This window comes from Arenicella sp. 4NH20-0111 (assembly GCF_040366405.1).
Lineage (GTDB): Bacteria > Pseudomonadota > Gammaproteobacteria > Arenicellales > Arenicellaceae > Arenicella.
In genome coordinates this window covers 577,643-594,325 of the sequence record NZ_BAABWF010000002.1, presented here as the reverse complement: position 1 = coordinate 594,325, position 16,683 = coordinate 577,643, and the positions used below count along the sequence as shown (strand labels likewise).

The following is a 16,683-nucleotide window of genomic DNA, read 5'->3' as shown; positions in this document are numbered from 1 at the left end:
TTCTATATGACAAATATGGCCGATGGGGGAAGGGGTTTAACTGAGTTACTCCCTTCCAACCTAATTTTGGAAGGGCAAGACGTAATTCTTGAACCCATGCAGTTAACGCATACGAGAGAATTGATCGCAGCGGCTGAAGACGGAGAGTTATGGAAGCTTGAATACACCGGGGTTCCTGATCGACTGAGTATGCCAGCCGCCATTGAGCAGGCTCTAGCTCAGAAAGAGCTTGGTAGCGAATTCCCGTTTGTCGTGAGGCTAAAGCAAAGTAAGCTCATTGTTGGATCCACGCGCTACTATGCCATTGATGATAAAAACAGAAACCTTTCAATCGGCTATACCTGGTACTCAAAATCTGTTCAACGAACTAGCGTTAACAGTGAGTGTAAATACCTGTTGCTAGAACACGCATTTGAACGAATGAAATGCATCAGCGTGCAGTGGCATACAGATCATCGGAACGTTCGCTCACAAAATGCAATTAAGCGCTTAGGCGCGAAATTTGAAGGCGTGCTGAGAAATGCAAAAATTATGCCTGATGGCGCTATTAGACATACCCACTGTTTTTCGATGCTCGATACAGAATGGTCAGAATCTAAAACAGCGCTTAAATCTCGGTTGAGTCACTATAGAAAAAGCTAAAAGCAAGCCTAAAGGCAAGCAATAAAAAAAACCCGCTTTTCAGCGGGTTTTTTATCAGCGTTTTATCGCACTACCGAGGGAACGATGATAATTAATTATCTAAGCCTTTAAGAGCATCACGTATTTCTACCGCTCTACGTTGTAGTTCCAACTCTTGTCTGCGTAGGCTTAACTTCTCTTGCTCTATCTTTAACAACTGCTCATCAATACTTATTTGGTTTTGTCGTTTTTCATCAGCGGCACGCTTACGCTCCGCAGCAGCTCTTTCAGCGTCTTCACGTCGCTTACGTTCATTGTCTCGAGCTTCTTGCTCTCGCTTGGCCTTATCTTTTGCTTGTGCGTTTAGCTCTTCAGCCGCCGAGCTGTATTTTTCACCACAAACTTCTTTTGACGCATCATCTTTGCTATCAAAGCAATAGCCGTCCAACTCTTTTGCACACCATTGATTGCCGTCTGTTTTACGTTGTATTACCCTCGGGTCACTGCCATTTTCGCAATCCACAGAAACGACCCAATATGCCTCTTCAGCAGCATATTCTTTAAATTCTTCCCCAGACATAGTGATTGCATTGACCTGGAATGACATAGATGCCATGCCTGCGATCACCAGTAAACGTTTATTAAATAACTTTTGCATTTTAACTTTCCAACTTTAACTTTATTGATTGGCTTTCAATTTATTCAACTCAAGCTCAGCTTTTCTTAATTCTAGGCGCTTCTGCTCGATAAGAATTCGCTGCTCTTCAATCTGAACCTGCTCACGCATTAACTCCGTTCTCCTAGACTCTTTAATCGGGTCCAATAGATCAGTGTTTGTAGCCGGAGTTCTAGCGCTTACCTCAACCTCAGGCGCCGCATTTAAACTCTTATTTATATTTGACGCGACTTCATCAACAGAGGCTTGCGATGTCGGTGCTTGATCAGCTTTTGACTCACTTGGTGCTATCGCAACCTCAACTGGTCTACCGGCTCCGCACAGAGCACGAGACAGTGTGAACTTACTTTCGTCGCATGTTGAACCATCAGAAACGGAACACCATGAGTTGCCCTGACCAACAACACGTCTCATCTTTTGCTCTGTGTCGTCGTCGCATTTTACCGCGACTTCCCAAAAGCGAGCACCGCCTTCTTCTTTAAAGCTTTCCAATGACATCGACTTTACCTCAGCTCTAACGACCGAAGGGTAAATACTAAAAACCATTAACGACAATATTATCAGTTTATTCATAAGAGTTCCCCTGTGTTGCTATCTTCCAATATATCTGCTGATCTTTTCGTTTTTTTTAGACGTTGCTGATCTTTTTCTTGCTGTTTACGTAACTTATTCTCTTCAGCAATAGCACGACTATCCGAGCCTATATGCACTTCTCCACGCGATTTGGCCAGTTGCACTTGCTTCTCGCGCTCCAAAAAGCGTATGCGTTGCTGCTCACTCAATGAACCAATACATCTCGGACAGCTTACACCAGCGACATAATCTGAGCCTTGTTTATCACCTTCAGTGATAGGGTGCCTACAGGCGTGACACTGATCATATTTACCTTTTTCTAAATCGTGATTGACCGCAACTCTGTCATCAAAAACAAAACACTCTCCACTCCACATAGAATCAGATTGATCAACTTCTTCGAGGTACTTTAGAATACCCCCTTTAAGGTGGAAGACTTCCTCAAAACCCTTCTCCTTCATATAAGCTGACGCTTTTTCACATCGAATACCACCAGTGCAAAACATCGCCACTTTTTTCTGTGTCGTCGAATCTAAGGTACTTTCAACGTATTCGGGAAACTCACGAAATGTCTCGGTGTGCGGGTTGATCGCGTTTTCGAACGTTCCAATATTATATTCATATTCATTTCGAGTATCGATCAATATAGTATCAGGATCCGAAATAATATCATTCCAATCCTTCGGGTCTACATAGGTTCCGACCACCTTATTGGGGTCGATGCCATCGACGCCCATCGTAACAATTTCTTTTTTTAGCTTAACCTTAGTTCGATGAAATGGTTGTTCCTGATGGTATGAAAGCTTGTAGTCAATCCCTTTAAAGCGATCGTCCTCTTGCAACCAACCAACAAACAATCGAATCGCTTCTTCCGTACCCGATATTGTTCCATTGAGCCCCTCACGGGCCAGTAAAAGTGTGCCTCTAATTTCAAGAGTATTTAACTTAGTCTGAAACCCTTGGCGAAGTTGCTCAAAATCATCCAAGGTAACAAATTTGTAAAGAGCACACACTGCGACCAACTCTTGGTCTATCGAATATCCAGACACAGTGTCTTTATCAATCACCGCACCTGTAGGTGTCATGTTTTTATTCATATTTCCAGCCAACCAGAACGTAAATCTGGAGCGTCAGTTTTAGTTTTATTAAGCGATTTAAGTTAATCACTAAGTACTGGGTATTATCTAACACCTTGGCGCAATTGACAACAAGACACATTGTCAGTTATCGTGCGATTCCCGCAGTATTTACAATGTTTTGCACGGAGTTACCGTTAATGGAACCAGTTTGGTTAAATTCTTACCCTAAGGGTGTGCCACATGATGTCGATATGAGCGAGTTCAGCTCGGTCGCTGACGTCTTCCTTCAATCGTGCAAAGAGCATGCCTCAATGCCAGCGTACACCAGCTTTGATCACACAATTACGTTTGGGAAACTCGAACTTTTAACTCAACAGTTTGCATGTTATCTACAGCATGACCTCGGACTAAAAAAAGGCGACAGAATCGCCATAATGTTGCCCAATATCATTCAATACCCAATTGCCGTATTGAGTGCAATGCGGCTTGGTTTGATAATCGTTAATATCGACCCAATGTACACTCAACGAGAGCTAAAGATTCAATTCAATGATTCTGGCGCCAAATCCGTTATTGTACTTGAAAGTTTTGCCAAGGAAGTTGAAAAAGCACTGGCGGATGTTCAAATAGATAATGTAATCGTCAGTAAAATTGGTGACTGCCTACCAAGCTTAAAAGCTCTTTCTGTTAATCTAGCAGCTAAGCACTTGAAAAAAGCTGTCCCAAGCTACTCACTTCCTCAGGCGCACAGCTTTAAGTCGGCGTTAACGAAGTATCAAGGAGACACAGGCTCTCTCAAGGACGCAACACTGACGCACGAAGATCTTTTGTTTCTGCAATACACAGGCGGCACGACAGGCGTACCCAAGGGTGTTGAAATCACACACGGCAATATGGTGGCAAACATTCAGATGTCAAAAGAGTGGATTAAACCCTCTTTGGCACCAGGAGTGCATCACCGGATCATCGCGCCGCTACCCATGTATCATATTTTCTGCATGTCCGTTAACTTGATGGTCATGATGAGCCTTGGTGCTGAGAATATCTTGATCGTCAACCCAAGAGATTTCGATGGGTTTGTGAAGATTCTCAGAAAAAATCGTTTTACCGGCATTACCGCCGTCAACACTTTACTTCGGAAGCTATTAGATACACCAGGATTTGAGAGCGTCGACTTTTCTGAGTTAGATTTCACGTTTGCTGGCGGGATGGCCGTCACACGAGATGTCGCCAATGAGTGGCATGAAAAGACTGGGTGTGCGGTGGTTGAAGCGTATGGATTATCTGAGTGCTCGCCAGGCGTCTCATCGGTCCCCATAACAAGCACGAAATTTATGGGTTCAATAGGACTCCCGCTACCAAGTACAAAGATCAAGCTATTAGATGATGATGGAAATGAAGTCGGATTCAACGAGTCAGGTGAGTTATGTGTGGCAGGCCCACAAGTAATGCGTGGTTATTGGAATCGCCCCGACGCCACAGCAGAGGTGATGACCGAAGATGGTTTCCTTAGAACCGGGGATTACGTCAGTGTTGATGAACAGGGCTACATAAGAGTTCTCGACAGAAAAAAAGACATGATCTTGGTGTCTGGATTCAATGTCTTCCCAAATGAAATCGAAGATGTTGTTAATCAACATGACAACATTGTCGAGTCCGCCGCGATTGGTATAGAAGACCGCAACGCAGGACAGGTTGTTAAACTGTTTGTCGTCACGAACGACGAGTCCACCACAAAAGATGAAATAGCTAAGCATTGCAAAGAACACCTAACCGGCTATAAACGGCCCAAAGTCATTGAATTCATGGACGAACTACCCAAAAGCAACGTAGGCAAGATTCTTCGTAAGGAACTTCGCTAACAACCACGGTCGTGAGCAAGATTTGGCGACCAACACGTTTGTGTTTGGCCGCCAAACTGATTACCTAAATTCAGGTCTCAGTAAATCAGCACTTTTTATGTGAGCTCAGGGGCAAGAAGAGGGCCGCTCCAGGTCCTTATTTTAAGACAGAAGCCTTGGGTCGATATCTACTCCAAATGGAGCGACTCCCTGAATCAGTTTAGCAAATCGAGGATGCTGAGGATTAATAACGAAGTTGTTACCCCCAAAAGGAACAGCCGTACTAGGAACACGCAATGCAATGGGGCCATCACTTCGTAGCCACACATCCCCCATAATCATGGTAGAACTCGGTGCAGGGCTTGAGTTCCAGTCTTCAGGCAACATATCTATTGGTAGTTCAACAACTTCGTCTAAGGGCAGCTCCATCTCAAATAAGCACCAGTTCGCCAACGATCTTTGGTCATTTGTATGGATTAATACTTCCAAGATCGCAAGCGATACAGAGTCCGACAAGTACACTGCGGACGTTCCTTTGCTATTCCATCTCCCGCCATGCAATCTTGCGCCCTCACCATCAAACGCATTATCACAATACTTATCTTTGACGATACGATAAGCGCGAAGGGTAGACGCTTTCTTCTTAATTGTTTTTCGCTCACCTTTGGCGGCGACCCTCGCGTTCTTATTCAAGAAATTACGCCGTGCTCAATGCGCCCTATATAATCTATGACTGCCTCAGTGCCAGCCGACGTTCTAACCATGTCAATAGGGGCTCTATCACCAAGACCACGAGCTTGACTCCGACACCAGATCACCGCTTTTTGCTGATCGCCAGAAAAAAGCTCTGTGGCAGAATCAATAATTCTCAATAAGCGATAAACCTTATCACTTTCTACCGTATTCAAATGACCGTCACGTTTACGACGATCTAACGTTGCAGGAGCAATGCCAGTGATATTGATAAACTCACTTTTTTGAAATAACCCCTCAGCTAAAAGCGCCTGAACAGTGTCGTAAGAAAACCCATTAGCCAACATTTCGAATAGGCTCTCACCTCGGCTTGGTACTCCGACCTGCTTCCATATCGGATTACTTTGAGTGGAAGCATTCGACATTTGATGCAATATTTCCTTAGCAGTCATCTTATCACCTGATATAATAATATTTATCAAATGATACTTTTTGAAAAGACAGAATTCAAGACTAATGCCTGCAATTCACACAAATAAAAGCAAGCAGACCGGCCTCAACATCGATACATCCTGTCGCTTAAAGCGCCTGCTCACCATCCCAACTCAGACTCACCAGCCGGTAATCATTCCCCTCTAACTGAAAAACAGCGGACACGTTTTGTGAATCCGCCCGGGCGCCCACCACGCTGCCAGTAGGTCCAGTGCCGCCCATTAAGACGCTTGCTTCGATGGTCACTGTTGTGTCATCAAGCACTTCCAATTTCTGAATATTGGTAATCAAGTTAATATTTTGATGTCTCAACAAAAAAACTCGCGCCAACTTCCGTAACGCTTCTTGATCTTGACCACGATGATCAGAATATTGATCACTGACGTGGTCAAAAATATCGGACGTGCTCCTGCGTTCGATAGCTTGCTCGATCTCCGTCACAATCGTCGAAACTTGTTCTTCAGGGCTAGAATCATCATCTTCGCCGCAAGCGCTCAAACACAATGCTAGCGCACACCCAATAACCAGCTTAATGACTAGACTTTTTTTCACCAAATCGCCCTCAATGAATTAATAAACTTTATACTAAAGGCTATGAACTACCTAAGTCATCTTTTTTTCTCCCAGCGCACGCCACACTCTTTCACCGGCAACCTTATGGGAGACTTTAAGCCATCCAAAGAATTGCTAGCAATCCAACCGAAAGCGGTGCTTTTGGGTATCGAAAATCATCGTTTGGTAGATAAAGAAACAGATAGATTTGAAGATGTTAAACAGCTTAGACCCCTGTTTAGCCAAGAGCGCCGCCGCTACAGTGGTGTAGTGACAGACATCGTATTTGATTACTTTTTAATCAAGCATTGGGGGCGGTTCGCTGCTGTGGATTTCGACCTCTTTATCAATCAAGCCCATTCAGGGTTGCAGCAAAGCATGGAATTGATGCCGCCAAGAATGCGGTACGTCATCGCAAACATGATCGAACACGACTGGCTTCGGACCTACAGTACATTAGACGGAATCTCGATCACGATCGACCAAGTCAGTAAACGTATTCGGTTCGAAAACTCAATGGCTGGATCAATAGACGAAGTAAAGAAACACTATGAACAAATTGAGTTATGCTTTCTAAAATTATTTAAGCATTTACAAGACGTTGTAAACACTCAAAGAGTGGAATTTCCAGACGAAGACTGATTATTGAGCATCAAAACAAATACGGCATCAAATAAACCCAAAAAACACCTATTTATCTTTGACAGTTGCGATCTCTATCTATATGATTCGCCCAAATTTCAACGCGCTGGAAGTAAGCCAGCACGAAACAAACTAACGTCAGTTAATAATTTTAGTTTGTGAAAAATTAACCGGTTAAATAAACAAGAAGGCGCTGATGTTTAAATTTGCGCAACCAAGTGTTTTTCAAACACAATTGAAGCACTGAAACTTTTTGAGTTTAACCAAAAAACCATATTTCAGCGAGGCAGATCATGGCTGTACAAAAAAGTAAGAAATCAAATTCTCGACGTGGCATGCGCCGCTCTCACGATGCGATGGGTGAACCAACGCTATCTTCGGATTCAATGACTGGTGAACTTCACCGTCGTCACCAAGTTACCGCCACTGGATACTATCGCGGTAAGAAAGTGGTGAATGTTAAGTCAGCAAATTAAGTCTAACTTAACTCCATAAATAAAGGCCTCGACTTTCGGGGCCTTTTTTGGTTTTATGGCATTACAAGCTTCACAAAATGTCCATATATAAACCACGCCAGCATTACAATAATCAGAACCAGCGTTAAAAGAGCAATCTCATAACAACTCTTTCACTCTGGACTTCTTAAGTCTTAAACTTAGCTTTTGGAAAAATCATCCTAAGTTGAAGCAAGACGTTAATGTTTGATTGCTACAATCGCTCAAAAAGGCTCCCACACTAACAAATGAATTCAGTTCCCACGAAGGCCACACTAGCGGTAGACGCGATGGGCGGCGATTTTGGCATAGATGTCACCGTGCCTGCGTCCGTACAGTTTCTGCGCAATGATAAAACCGATCAGCATAAAATCATACTGGTCGGCAATCAGGAAGAAATCACAGAAAAGCTCAAAGACTTAAAAGCCGACGACTTAATCACCCAAGGGTTGATCGAGATCACCCATGCCAGTGAAGTTGTTGAGATGGACGAGTCACCCGCATTAGCATTGAAGCGCAAAAAAGACTCATCGATGCGAGTTGCAATCAACTTGGTCAAAGAAGGAGTCGCTCAGGCTTCTGTCAGCGCCGGCAATACAGGGGCGTTAATGGCCACAGCTCGATTTGTACTAAAGACTATTCGAGGCATAGATAGACCTGCGATCATCTCATCCATGCCCTGTAGAGACACCAGCAAAACGATCCACATGCTGGATTTGGGCGCAAATGTCGACTCCACGCCAGACATGCTTCTCCAGTTTGCGGTCATGGGCTCGGTATTGACTCGCTTTGTTGACAAAAAGGAGAACCCTAGAGTTGCCTTACTTAATGTCGGAGCCGAGGAAATTAAAGGCAGTGAAAAAGTAAAAAAAGCATCCTCATTGCTCGAAGCATCACCATTGATTAACTACACAGGCTACATCGAGGCTGACGAGATATACGACTCGAAAGTAGATGTAATAGTCACGGATGGCTTTGAGGGCAACGTCGCCCTCAAAGCCAGCGAAGGCACGGCTAAAATGATTGTTGATGTCATGCAAGAAGAATTTAAGCGCAACGCTCTAACCAAATTCGCAGGATTGCTAAGCCTCCCAATACTTAAGGCCATGAAACGACGTCTTGATCCTCGTACCCACAATGGAGCAACCCTACTTGGCCTCAACGGAGTAGTGGTTAAGAGCCACGGAGGAACCGATGAACTGGGGTTTCTCCATGCCATCCACGAAGCATTTGCCCAAGCTGATCTAGATCTTATTGGACATCTCAGCGAGCAATTTGAAAATATCAGCACCATCGAATCTTAATGCGTATTGAACAACGATTTATAGGAGTATAGTTATGTCCCTAGCCATTGTATTTCCCGGTCAAGGCTCTCAAACAATTGGGATGATGAGTCAGCTCGCCCAGAACTACCCAATAGTGAAAGATCTCTACACTGAAGCCTCAGATGTGCTCGGAATCGACATGTGGCAACTCACGCAAGCAGGCCCAATTGAAGAGCTCTCTAAGACTGAAAACACCCAGCCAGCCCTCCTTATTGCAGGTGTCGCTGCCTGGAATATCTGGAAGTCAGAAGGCGGCGCGCTTCCAGATTTAATGGCAGGCCACAGTCTAGGCGAATACACCGCGTTAGTATGCTCCGACGCCATAAGCTTTACTGATGGCGTCACTCTTGTCAGAGACAGGGGGCGATACATGCAAGGGGCCGTGGCTGAAGGCGAGGGCGCAATGGCCGCTATTATTGGTCTAACAGACGATGAAGTCATACGCGTTTGCGCCGAAATAGCTGAAAACGATGTACTCCAAGCCGTTAATTTTAACGCGCCAGGGCAAGTAGTCATTGCCGGCTCTGCTGCTGCAATCGAACGCGCTGCACCAGCCATGAAAGAGGCTGGCGCAAAAAGAGCCCTAGCTTTACCCGTCTCCATTCCCGCTCATAGCAGCCTTATGAGTCCCGCGTCAGAACAGCTTGCAGAAAGATTAAATGGCATCGAAGTTGCACTCCCTAACATTCCAGTCCTGCACAATTGCAATGTTTCGTTCGCGGAATCTGCAGATCAAGTAAAAACCAATTTAGTGACCCAACTTGACTCACCGGTTCGATGGGTTGAGTCAGTCGAAAAGATGAAAAACGAGGGCGTGGAGCACTTTGTTGAGAGTGGACCAGGCAGGGTCTTAGGCGGCATGATCAAACGAATCGCGCGCGGGGCAACCGTTTCGACTATGGATAACTTAGATACAATTCAAGAACTTACAAAAACTTCTTAAATGAAGATAGAGGTATAGCTATGTTTAATTTGACCGGTAAAATTTGCTTGGTTACGGGCGCCACACGTGGCATTGGTAAAGCGATAGCAACTCAACTCGGAGCTCAAGGCGCTACGGTGATAGGTACTGCGACTTCGGAAAATGGGGCTGATTCAATCACACAACATTTCAATGAATCAAACATCAACGGAAAAGGGTTGGTTTTAAACGTGTCAGAAGCTGACTCAATTGACAGTACCATTAAGACGATAACTGAAGAGTTTGGACCAATCGGCGTGCTAGTTAACAACGCTGGCATCACTCGCGACAACCTAATGATGCGAATGAAAGAAGACGAGTGGGATGACATAATGAACACCAACCTCAAGTCTGTTTTTCGCTTATCCAAAGCCGTAATGCGAGGCATGATGAAAGCTCGAAACGGAAGAGTCATCAATATTACATCCGTAGTGGGCGTGTCAGGCAACGCAGGCCAAGCAAACTATGCTGCAGCTAAGGCTGGCGTCATAGGGTTCACCAAGTCGCTTGCACAGGAAATAGCCTCACGCGGCGTTACTGTTAATGCCATCGCACCAGGGTTTATTCAAACAGACATGACCAGCGCCCTGAATGAAGACCAGATATCTAAAATGACCGCGACCATACCAGCCGCAAAGCTCGGTCAACCAGAGGATATTGCAGCAAGTGCGGTTTTTCTTGCCTCAGATGAGAGCGCTTACATTACAGGAACCACAATGCACGTAAATGGCGGCATGTATATGACCTAAGACTAGACGCAATAAATATTCGTCATACCCATAAACTTACCAAGGTGGACGGGGTTTTGCTAAAATAACGCCCGTGCATTTATCGTACTATTTGGCAATTCACCCATTTCTTAAAAGAGCTTAATGAAACATACCGGATAATTGTAAAGTTTCCTAATTTAATGTTTTGCAATATCCCAGCTTTTTTATATAATCCGCCGCAAGAACAACCGCTGATGGCAAGCAGAGTTTTTATATAAACTTTCCATCAGTTTTTTTTCAGGTCTGGCGACAAAGAAAACCCTTTGTCGCAAAGGCCAATAAGCTCCCTTTACAGAGGTACACTCATGAGCAGTATTGAAGAACGCGTAAAAAAAATCGTAGTTGAGCAACTAGGTGTTAACGAAGACCAAGTTGTAAACACTGCGTCTTTCGTAGACGACCTTGGCGCTGATTCACTAGACACAGTTGAATTAGTAATGGCTTTGGAAGAGGAATTTGAAACTGAAATTCCTGACGAAGAAGCAGAGAACATCACAACTGTTCAGCAAGCTATCGACTACGTAAATAAAGCGTCTTAAGCGTTTTAGTATAGATAATAGGAAAGCCGCCCTGGTTAAATCCAGGGCGGCTTTTTTGTTTGATGTTTTTAAAACTGGTCATTGTGGTCAGTTTCTCTTAAGAACTCAGGTCTATTCACGTTAGCTCATCTGTTAAAAGAGCTAAGTTCCAAGGAATAAATTATACTTTCTCCACAATAATCGCCAGCAGAATAAATATGAGCAAGCGTCGAGTTGTAGTAACCGGTATTGGTATCGTCTCACCCGTAGGCCTTACCCTCGAAGAAAACTGGAATAACATTGTAAATGGCGTGAGCGGCATCGGCCAAATCACTCATTTCGATCCCGAAAAGTATCCATGCAAGATTGCAGGTGAAGTCAAAGGCTTTGACCCCGCTAATTACATGCAGCCGAAAGAAGCGCGAAAAATGGATCGTTTCATTCAATTTGGCTTAGCCGCTAGCTTAGACGCGTTCAAAGACGCAGGGCTTGAAGTAACCGAAGAAAACGCCGAAAGAATAGGTGTTTATATTGGATCGGGTATCGGCGGAATCGAAGTCATCGAAAATGCTACGATGACGCTTGAAAACAAAGGCGTTCGGCGTGTATCTCCGTTTTTCGTGCCAAGCGCAATTATCAATATGATCTCAGGTCATTTATCGATAAACCTTGGCTTGAAAGGGCCAAACCTATCAATGGTAACCGCGTGCACAACTGGAACACACGCCATCGGAGATGCAGGACGGCTAATTGAATATGGTGATGCAGATGTTATGGTCGCCGGCGGCGCCGAGGCGGCTATCAGACCGACATCAATCGCCGGGTTTGGAAATGCAAGGGCATTATCTGGCCGCGATGTTGACCCAGCGGCGGCCTCTTGTCCGTGGGACGAAGCCAGAGACGGGTTTGTGATGGGAGAAGGCGCAGGAATACTTGTGCTTGAGGAATATGAACACGCCAAGGCCAGAGGCGCTCGCATTTATGCCGAGCTGTCAGGTTTCGGAATGAGCGGAGACGCACACCATATGACATCACCAAGCCCTGGCGGTGAAGGTGCAGCTCGATGCATGGTAAACGCGATGAGACACGCTGGCATCAACCCAGATCAAGTAGGGCACTTAAATGCCCATGGTACGTCCACGCCATTGGGCGACGCAGCGGAAACCAACGCCACCAAGTTAGCGTTAGGCGATCACGCTGGAAAAGTGGCCATTTCTTCTACCAAATCCATGGTAGGGCACCTGTTAGGCGCTGCGGGAGGCGTCGAAGCGGTCTATACAGCGATGGCGCTGCATACTCAAACAGTCCCACCTACTATCAATCTACACAACCCTTCACCAGATTGTGACTTAGATTACGTTCCGAATACGGCCAGAGAGATGCCTTTCGAGTATGCACTGAGCAACTCTTTTGGCTTCGGCGGTACTAACGGCACCCTTGCTATGAAGCGTTTCTCATAATTCATCCACGATTTTGACTGTTTTAGTCAACGGCGTTAAAAAAGACCATGTCTCGGCATTAAACCGAGGCATGCTTTATGGCCATAGTGTTTTCGAAACAATCCCGGTAGTAAGCGGAACACCGGCGTTATTGAACAACCACCTAATAAGGCTCGCTGATGGCTGTGAAAAACTGGGCTTACCGTTTACCAGCGAACTAATAACTAAAGAAGTAGAGTGCCTAATTGATCAGTCAGAGGCAGACAAAGACTACATCATTAGGATTACCGTCTTTATGGATGAAGGCGGAAGGGGTTATTTATCTCCAGACCAAGCCACGGCAACTCGAGTTATCTCGAGCCATAGCGCGCCGCAGCACCCTCAAGAGCACTGGTCCAAAGGCATTAACCTAGGCGTATCAGACGTGACGCTGGGGGCACAGCCATTGTTAGCAGGCGTAAAGCATGGCAATCGATTAGAACAGGTTTTAGCGAGGTCACGCTGGCAAACAGATTGGCAAGAAGCGATTCTGTGTGATGTGTCGGGCAATGTCATTGAAGGCACGCAAAGTAACATCATTGTTATTAAAAATGGCAAAGCCAACACGCCCATTTTAGACCATTGTGGCGTAGACGGGGTGATGAAAAATTGGGTTTTATTACGACTAAAAGAGCTTGGGGTTTCCAGTCACTCTGTGAGATTATCCTTGCAAGACATAATTGAGGCTGACGAAGTGCTGATGACCAACTCTGTGATTGGAGTCTGGCCAGTCAAACACTTTAAGAATCGCGTTTTTAGTGACTCTACAACAGCCCGACAGCTTATCCAGTTGATACACGAGCATGAAATTATTCCGCATAATTAGACTCACTTTTTACGCCTTCTTTATTACCGGTATCGCCTTTGCGTACTACGTATACTCTGAATCCATTTCGAAACCTCTGCAAAATCGCACGATGAAACTCGAAATACCAAATGGGGTAGGGGTTTCTTGGCTGGGAAATCACCTACAAAAAAAAGGTGTGATTGACAGTCGATATATCTTTAGAGCCTACACTTGGCTCAACAAACCAGACATCAAAATCAAAGCTGGTGAATACACACTTGTGGATGTCATAGACATTCCTGAATTAGTTGAAAAGGTGGAGCGGGGGAATGTGATCCAATACGCCATCACCCTTGTCGAAGGCCACACATTCAAAAATTACCTCGACCAACTTAAGGCCCAAACGCAACTTTCTGATGAGCTCGAAGGCATGAGTACGGCGCAAATAATGCGAAAGCTAGGCGCAGCTGGCCAGCATCCTGAAGGCTTATTTGCGCCTCAAACCTATTTATACCAAGCTGGCGATTCTGACTTTGATGTGCTTAAACAAGCATATAATCGCATGCAAACTGTATTGGAAGATGCTTGGGCAAATCGAAATGAATCCATAAAGCTAAATACGCCATACGAATTGTTGATTATGGCATCCATAATTGAAAAGGAAACGGGTGCCGCTCATGAACGCCCTGAGATTTCTGGCGTCTTTAATAATAGGCTCACTATTGGAATGAAACTACAAACCGACCCCACCGTCATCTACGGAATGGGCGACAAATACAAAGGCAACATACGCCGTCGAGATTTGACCACGGACACGGAATACAACACCTACACGCGCTACGGCTTACCCCCTAGCCCCATCGCCATGCCTGGCGAGGCAGCCATTTTTGCTGCGGCAAACCCAAAAACAACCGACGCCTTATACTTTGTGGGAAAAGGCGATGGAACTCATTACTTCTCAAAAACCCTTAAAGAACACAACAATGCGGTCATCAAGTATCAACTTGGAGGAAAGCCTCGCGCGTTCTCCTCAAACAAAAATAACTAGCGTGAGCGCGTTCAAAAAATGAGAGGAAAATTCATCACCCTAGAAGGCCAAGACGGTGCAGGCAAGAGCACCAATCTGTCCGTCATTGAGCAAACATTACTTAAAGCAGGCAAACCGGTGTTGGTTACCAGAGAGCCTGGTGGAACGCAGTTAGGCGAGAAGATACGTGAGCTGGTGCTTAACTCTGATGACAGCCAATTTGGCGATACAGCCGAGTTACTTTTGATTTTTGCCGCCAGAGCAGAGCATATAGAGTCAGTGATAGAGCCAGCACTTAAAAATGGCACTTGGGTACTATGCGATCGATTTACCGACGCAACCTATGCCTATCAAGGAGGCGGTAGAGGCATAGATCAGAGCAGAATCAAGACCTTAGAGAACTTCGTTCAAAATGGGTTACACCCAGACCTAACGTTTCTCTTGGATGTGCCTGTAGAAGTAGGAAACCAAAGAGCAGGGCAGAGAAGCGACCCAGACAGGTTCGAAATGCAAGAAAATGAGTTTAAGAACGGCGTTAGAAATTGTTACTTAAACCGCTCTAAAGCGGAACCAAGTCGCTTTAAAATCATTGATGCATCTGAAGAGCTGGACATCGTCAAACAGAGCATTGAAATTGCTCTGAAAGCCTACCTTAAAACAACCTAGCACTATGTTTGAACCGCTAATTCATCCATGGAATCAAGAAGTTTGGCAACAGCTTACGCTTGAACCTGAACGCTCTAACCACGCGCTACTAATACATGGTGACAAAGGCCTAGGCAAACAAGATATCGCAACATCGCTTGCTCATTTTGTCTTAACTGACAATCACACACAATCGGCCAGTTTGTTCAACGCTGGGTCCCATCCCGATTTGCACGTAATAATGCCCGAAGCTCTTAGCGAGGAGTACAAGTCTTCGAATGATCCAAGGCTTGACCTGATTTCCAGCTATTCGAACAGGTATTTAGAGCCTCATTCTGGGAAGCCTCGCAAAACCATAACCATTGACCAAATAAGAAAACTATCATCCGCGTTGGTGACACACCCCCATATAAGTAAGTTTAGAATAATTCTAATCTTTGCAGCCAATACCATGAACCGCAATGCAGCCAACGCACTACTTAAAAGCCTAGAGGAACCGCCGGCCAACACGTTATTCTTAATTGTGTCCGACGAAATATCAGTACTACCCAAAACCATTCGCAGCCGATGCAGTCTGGTTGGCCTTAAGGCACCTGACAGAAACTCTGCGTCAGCGTGGTTAGCGCTGCAGAACATCATTCCTGACACTGAATTAGACACCTATTTAAGCATTGCCAACAATCACCCCCTGAGAGCGATAGAACTCTTTAAATCGGACTATTTAGTCAGCTTAAAAGCGGTTTTAACCGACATAAATCATCTTTGGATGCGTCGTATTGATGTCACCAACGCCGCGAAAAAGTGGCAGACCTTGGGAGCATCCACCAGTTTAGATATTCTATATAAGCTGGCCGTCGACCTACTACGCTTTCAGCTGTCTGACTCACCCCCGGATATCTATTTCCCAGTGCAGCGTTCCTGGGTCAGCTCCAGCAGTAAAAAGGTTAAACGAGAATGCCTAATTAGACTGATAGATGAACTCAATCACTCGAAATCCTTGTTAGCCACTACCGTCGACGAGCTTCTGGTGTTAGAAACCATGGCTGAACGTGCTCATTCTCTGCCGATTTAACCAATTAATACAAAGACCATTTGTTTAATCTTAGAAATAGCGGTATAAAACTTAACTATGACAGCGATAGAAGAAAACTCTGATGCGAAGCCGCGCAATTCGGTAATCTCGATAGCAATTCGAGATAAGCAAGCCCTATATATGTCTTATATGCCTTTCATAAAAGGCGGAGGGCTGTTTGTACCCACCAAGAAAGACTATAACTTGGGTGATGAGATGTTTTTGCTGGTAACAATCATGGATGAGCCGGAACCAACTCAAATTTCAGGAAAGGTTGTTTGGGTTTCGCCTCCAGGCGCGCTAGGAAACAGACCTCCGGGGGTTGGTATTCAGTTCATGGGAGACGACGCACATCACACCACTCGTCTTATTGAAGGCAAGCTAGGGGCCTCTATATCGCTTACTCGTTCAACGCACACCATGTAAGACCACTGTAA

At 45.1% G+C, this 16,683-nt stretch carries 20 protein-coding genes; 14 read left to right on the top strand and 6 right to left on the bottom strand.

The features are described 5' to 3' along the window. Positions 1-6 precede the first annotated feature (6 nt). Positions 7-642 carry a GNAT family N-acetyltransferase gene (locus ABWW54_RS06705; RefSeq protein WP_353411428.1) on the top strand — a complete coding sequence of 212 codons (636 nt, stop codon included), beginning with the start codon at positions 7-9 and terminating at the stop codon, positions 640-642. A 91-nt stretch (positions 643-733) separates the two neighbouring features. Here the strand turns inward: ABWW54_RS06705 and ABWW54_RS06700 are convergent, their stop codons facing one another. Genes ABWW54_RS06700 through trhO form a run of 3 tightly spaced genes read right to left on the bottom strand, consistent with a single transcriptional unit; the run spans position 734 to position 2,967 of the window. Then, positions 734-1,279, bottom strand: coding sequence for a hypothetical protein (locus tag ABWW54_RS06700; RefSeq protein WP_353411426.1), 546 nt, complete (start codon positions 1,277-1,279; stop codon positions 734-736). Positions 1,280-1,300: 21 nt separating this feature from the next. After that, entirely contained in the window at positions 1,301-1,870 is a 570-nt protein-coding gene (locus tag ABWW54_RS06695; protein WP_353411424.1) for a hypothetical protein, read from the bottom strand. Continuing rightward, positions 1,867-2,967, bottom strand: a complete 1,101-nt coding sequence (gene trhO / locus ABWW54_RS06690) for an oxygen-dependent tRNA uridine(34) hydroxylase TrhO (RefSeq protein WP_502907771.1) — start codon at positions 2,965-2,967, stop codon at positions 1,867-1,869. The genes ABWW54_RS06695 and trhO overlap by 4 nt, the downstream gene beginning before the upstream one ends. Before the next feature lie 179 nt (positions 2,968-3,146). Here trhO and ABWW54_RS06685 point away from each other — a divergent pair, with 179 nt between their 5' ends. Continuing rightward, on the top strand, positions 3,147-4,811 hold the full coding sequence (locus ABWW54_RS06685) for an AMP-binding protein (RefSeq protein ID WP_353411422.1): 1,665 nt from the start codon (positions 3,147-3,149) through the stop codon (positions 4,809-4,811). A gap of 141 nt (positions 4,812-4,952) precedes the next feature. Here the strand turns inward: ABWW54_RS06685 and ABWW54_RS06680 are convergent, their stop codons facing one another. From ABWW54_RS06680 to ABWW54_RS06670, 3 genes are all read right to left on the bottom strand, one after another. After that, on the bottom strand, positions 4,953-5,483 hold the full coding sequence (locus ABWW54_RS06680) for an RES family NAD+ phosphorylase (protein ID WP_353411420.1): 531 nt from the start codon (positions 5,481-5,483) through the stop codon (positions 4,953-4,955). Then, on the bottom strand, positions 5,480-5,935 hold the full coding sequence (locus ABWW54_RS06675; protein WP_353411418.1) for an Xre family toxin-antitoxin system antitoxin: 456 nt from the start codon (positions 5,933-5,935) through the stop codon (positions 5,480-5,482). Before ABWW54_RS06675 ends, ABWW54_RS06680 begins: the two co-directional genes overlap by 4 nt. A gap of 127 nt (positions 5,936-6,062) precedes the next feature. Beyond that, positions 6,063-6,527, bottom strand: coding sequence for a hypothetical protein (locus tag ABWW54_RS06670; protein WP_353411416.1), 465 nt, complete (start codon positions 6,525-6,527; stop codon positions 6,063-6,065). Positions 6,528-6,569: 42 nt separating this feature from the next. Here ABWW54_RS06670 and ABWW54_RS06665 point away from each other — a divergent pair, with 42 nt between their 5' ends. From ABWW54_RS06665 to ABWW54_RS06610, 12 genes are all read left to right on the top strand, one after another. Next, entirely contained in the window at positions 6,570-7,169 is a 600-nt protein-coding gene (locus tag ABWW54_RS06665; RefSeq protein WP_502907770.1) for an acyl carrier protein phosphodiesterase, read from the top strand. A gap of 293 nt (positions 7,170-7,462) precedes the next feature. Beyond that, on the top strand, positions 7,463-7,645 hold the full coding sequence (rpmF, locus tag ABWW54_RS06660; protein WP_353411412.1) for a 50S ribosomal protein L32: 183 nt from the start codon (positions 7,463-7,465) through the stop codon (positions 7,643-7,645). A gap of 266 nt (positions 7,646-7,911) precedes the next feature. Next, on the top strand, positions 7,912-8,967 hold the full coding sequence (gene plsX / locus ABWW54_RS06655; RefSeq protein WP_353411410.1) for a phosphate acyltransferase PlsX: 1,056 nt from the start codon (positions 7,912-7,914) through the stop codon (positions 8,965-8,967). 34 nt (positions 8,968-9,001) lie between these two features. Beyond that, a complete protein-coding gene (fabD, locus tag ABWW54_RS06650; protein WP_353411408.1) occupies positions 9,002-9,931 on the top strand; it encodes an ACP S-malonyltransferase in 930 nt (309 codons plus the stop codon). A 20-nt stretch (positions 9,932-9,951) separates the two neighbouring features. After that, positions 9,952-10,698 (top strand): 3-oxoacyl-ACP reductase FabG, encoded by a 747-nt coding sequence (gene fabG, locus ABWW54_RS06645; protein ID WP_353411406.1) that lies wholly within the window; start codon positions 9,952-9,954, stop codon positions 10,696-10,698. A gap of 326 nt (positions 10,699-11,024) precedes the next feature. Then, a complete protein-coding gene (gene acpP / locus ABWW54_RS06640) occupies positions 11,025-11,258 on the top strand; it encodes an acyl carrier protein (protein ID WP_353411404.1) in 234 nt (77 codons plus the stop codon). Positions 11,259-11,455: 197 nt separating this feature from the next. Continuing rightward, on the top strand, positions 11,456-12,697 hold the full coding sequence (fabF, locus tag ABWW54_RS06635) for a beta-ketoacyl-ACP synthase II (RefSeq protein WP_353411402.1): 1,242 nt from the start codon (positions 11,456-11,458) through the stop codon (positions 12,695-12,697). A gap of 13 nt (positions 12,698-12,710) precedes the next feature. Further along, positions 12,711-13,541: an aminodeoxychorismate lyase gene (gene pabC, locus ABWW54_RS06630; protein ID WP_353411400.1), complete on the top strand. Its 831-nt coding sequence runs from the start codon at positions 12,711-12,713 to the stop codon at positions 13,539-13,541. After that, positions 13,519-14,550: an endolytic transglycosylase MltG gene (mltG, locus tag ABWW54_RS06625; RefSeq protein ID WP_353411398.1), complete on the top strand. Its 1,032-nt coding sequence runs from the start codon at positions 13,519-13,521 to the stop codon at positions 14,548-14,550. Before pabC ends, mltG begins: the two co-directional genes overlap by 23 nt. 18 nt (positions 14,551-14,568) lie before the next feature. Continuing rightward, positions 14,569-15,195, top strand: a complete 627-nt coding sequence (tmk, locus tag ABWW54_RS06620) for a dTMP kinase (protein WP_353411397.1) — start codon at positions 14,569-14,571, stop codon at positions 15,193-15,195. A 4-nt stretch (positions 15,196-15,199) separates the two neighbouring features. Next, complete coding sequence (locus ABWW54_RS06615) at positions 15,200-16,246, top strand: DNA polymerase III delta subunit-related protein (RefSeq protein WP_353411395.1); 1,047 nt, start codon at positions 15,200-15,202, stop codon at positions 16,244-16,246. 57 nt (positions 16,247-16,303) lie between these two features. Continuing rightward, positions 16,304-16,672 carry a PilZ domain-containing protein gene (locus ABWW54_RS06610; protein WP_353411393.1) on the top strand — a complete coding sequence of 123 codons (369 nt, stop codon included), beginning with the start codon at positions 16,304-16,306 and terminating at the stop codon, positions 16,670-16,672. Positions 16,673-16,683: the final 11 nt, after the last annotated feature.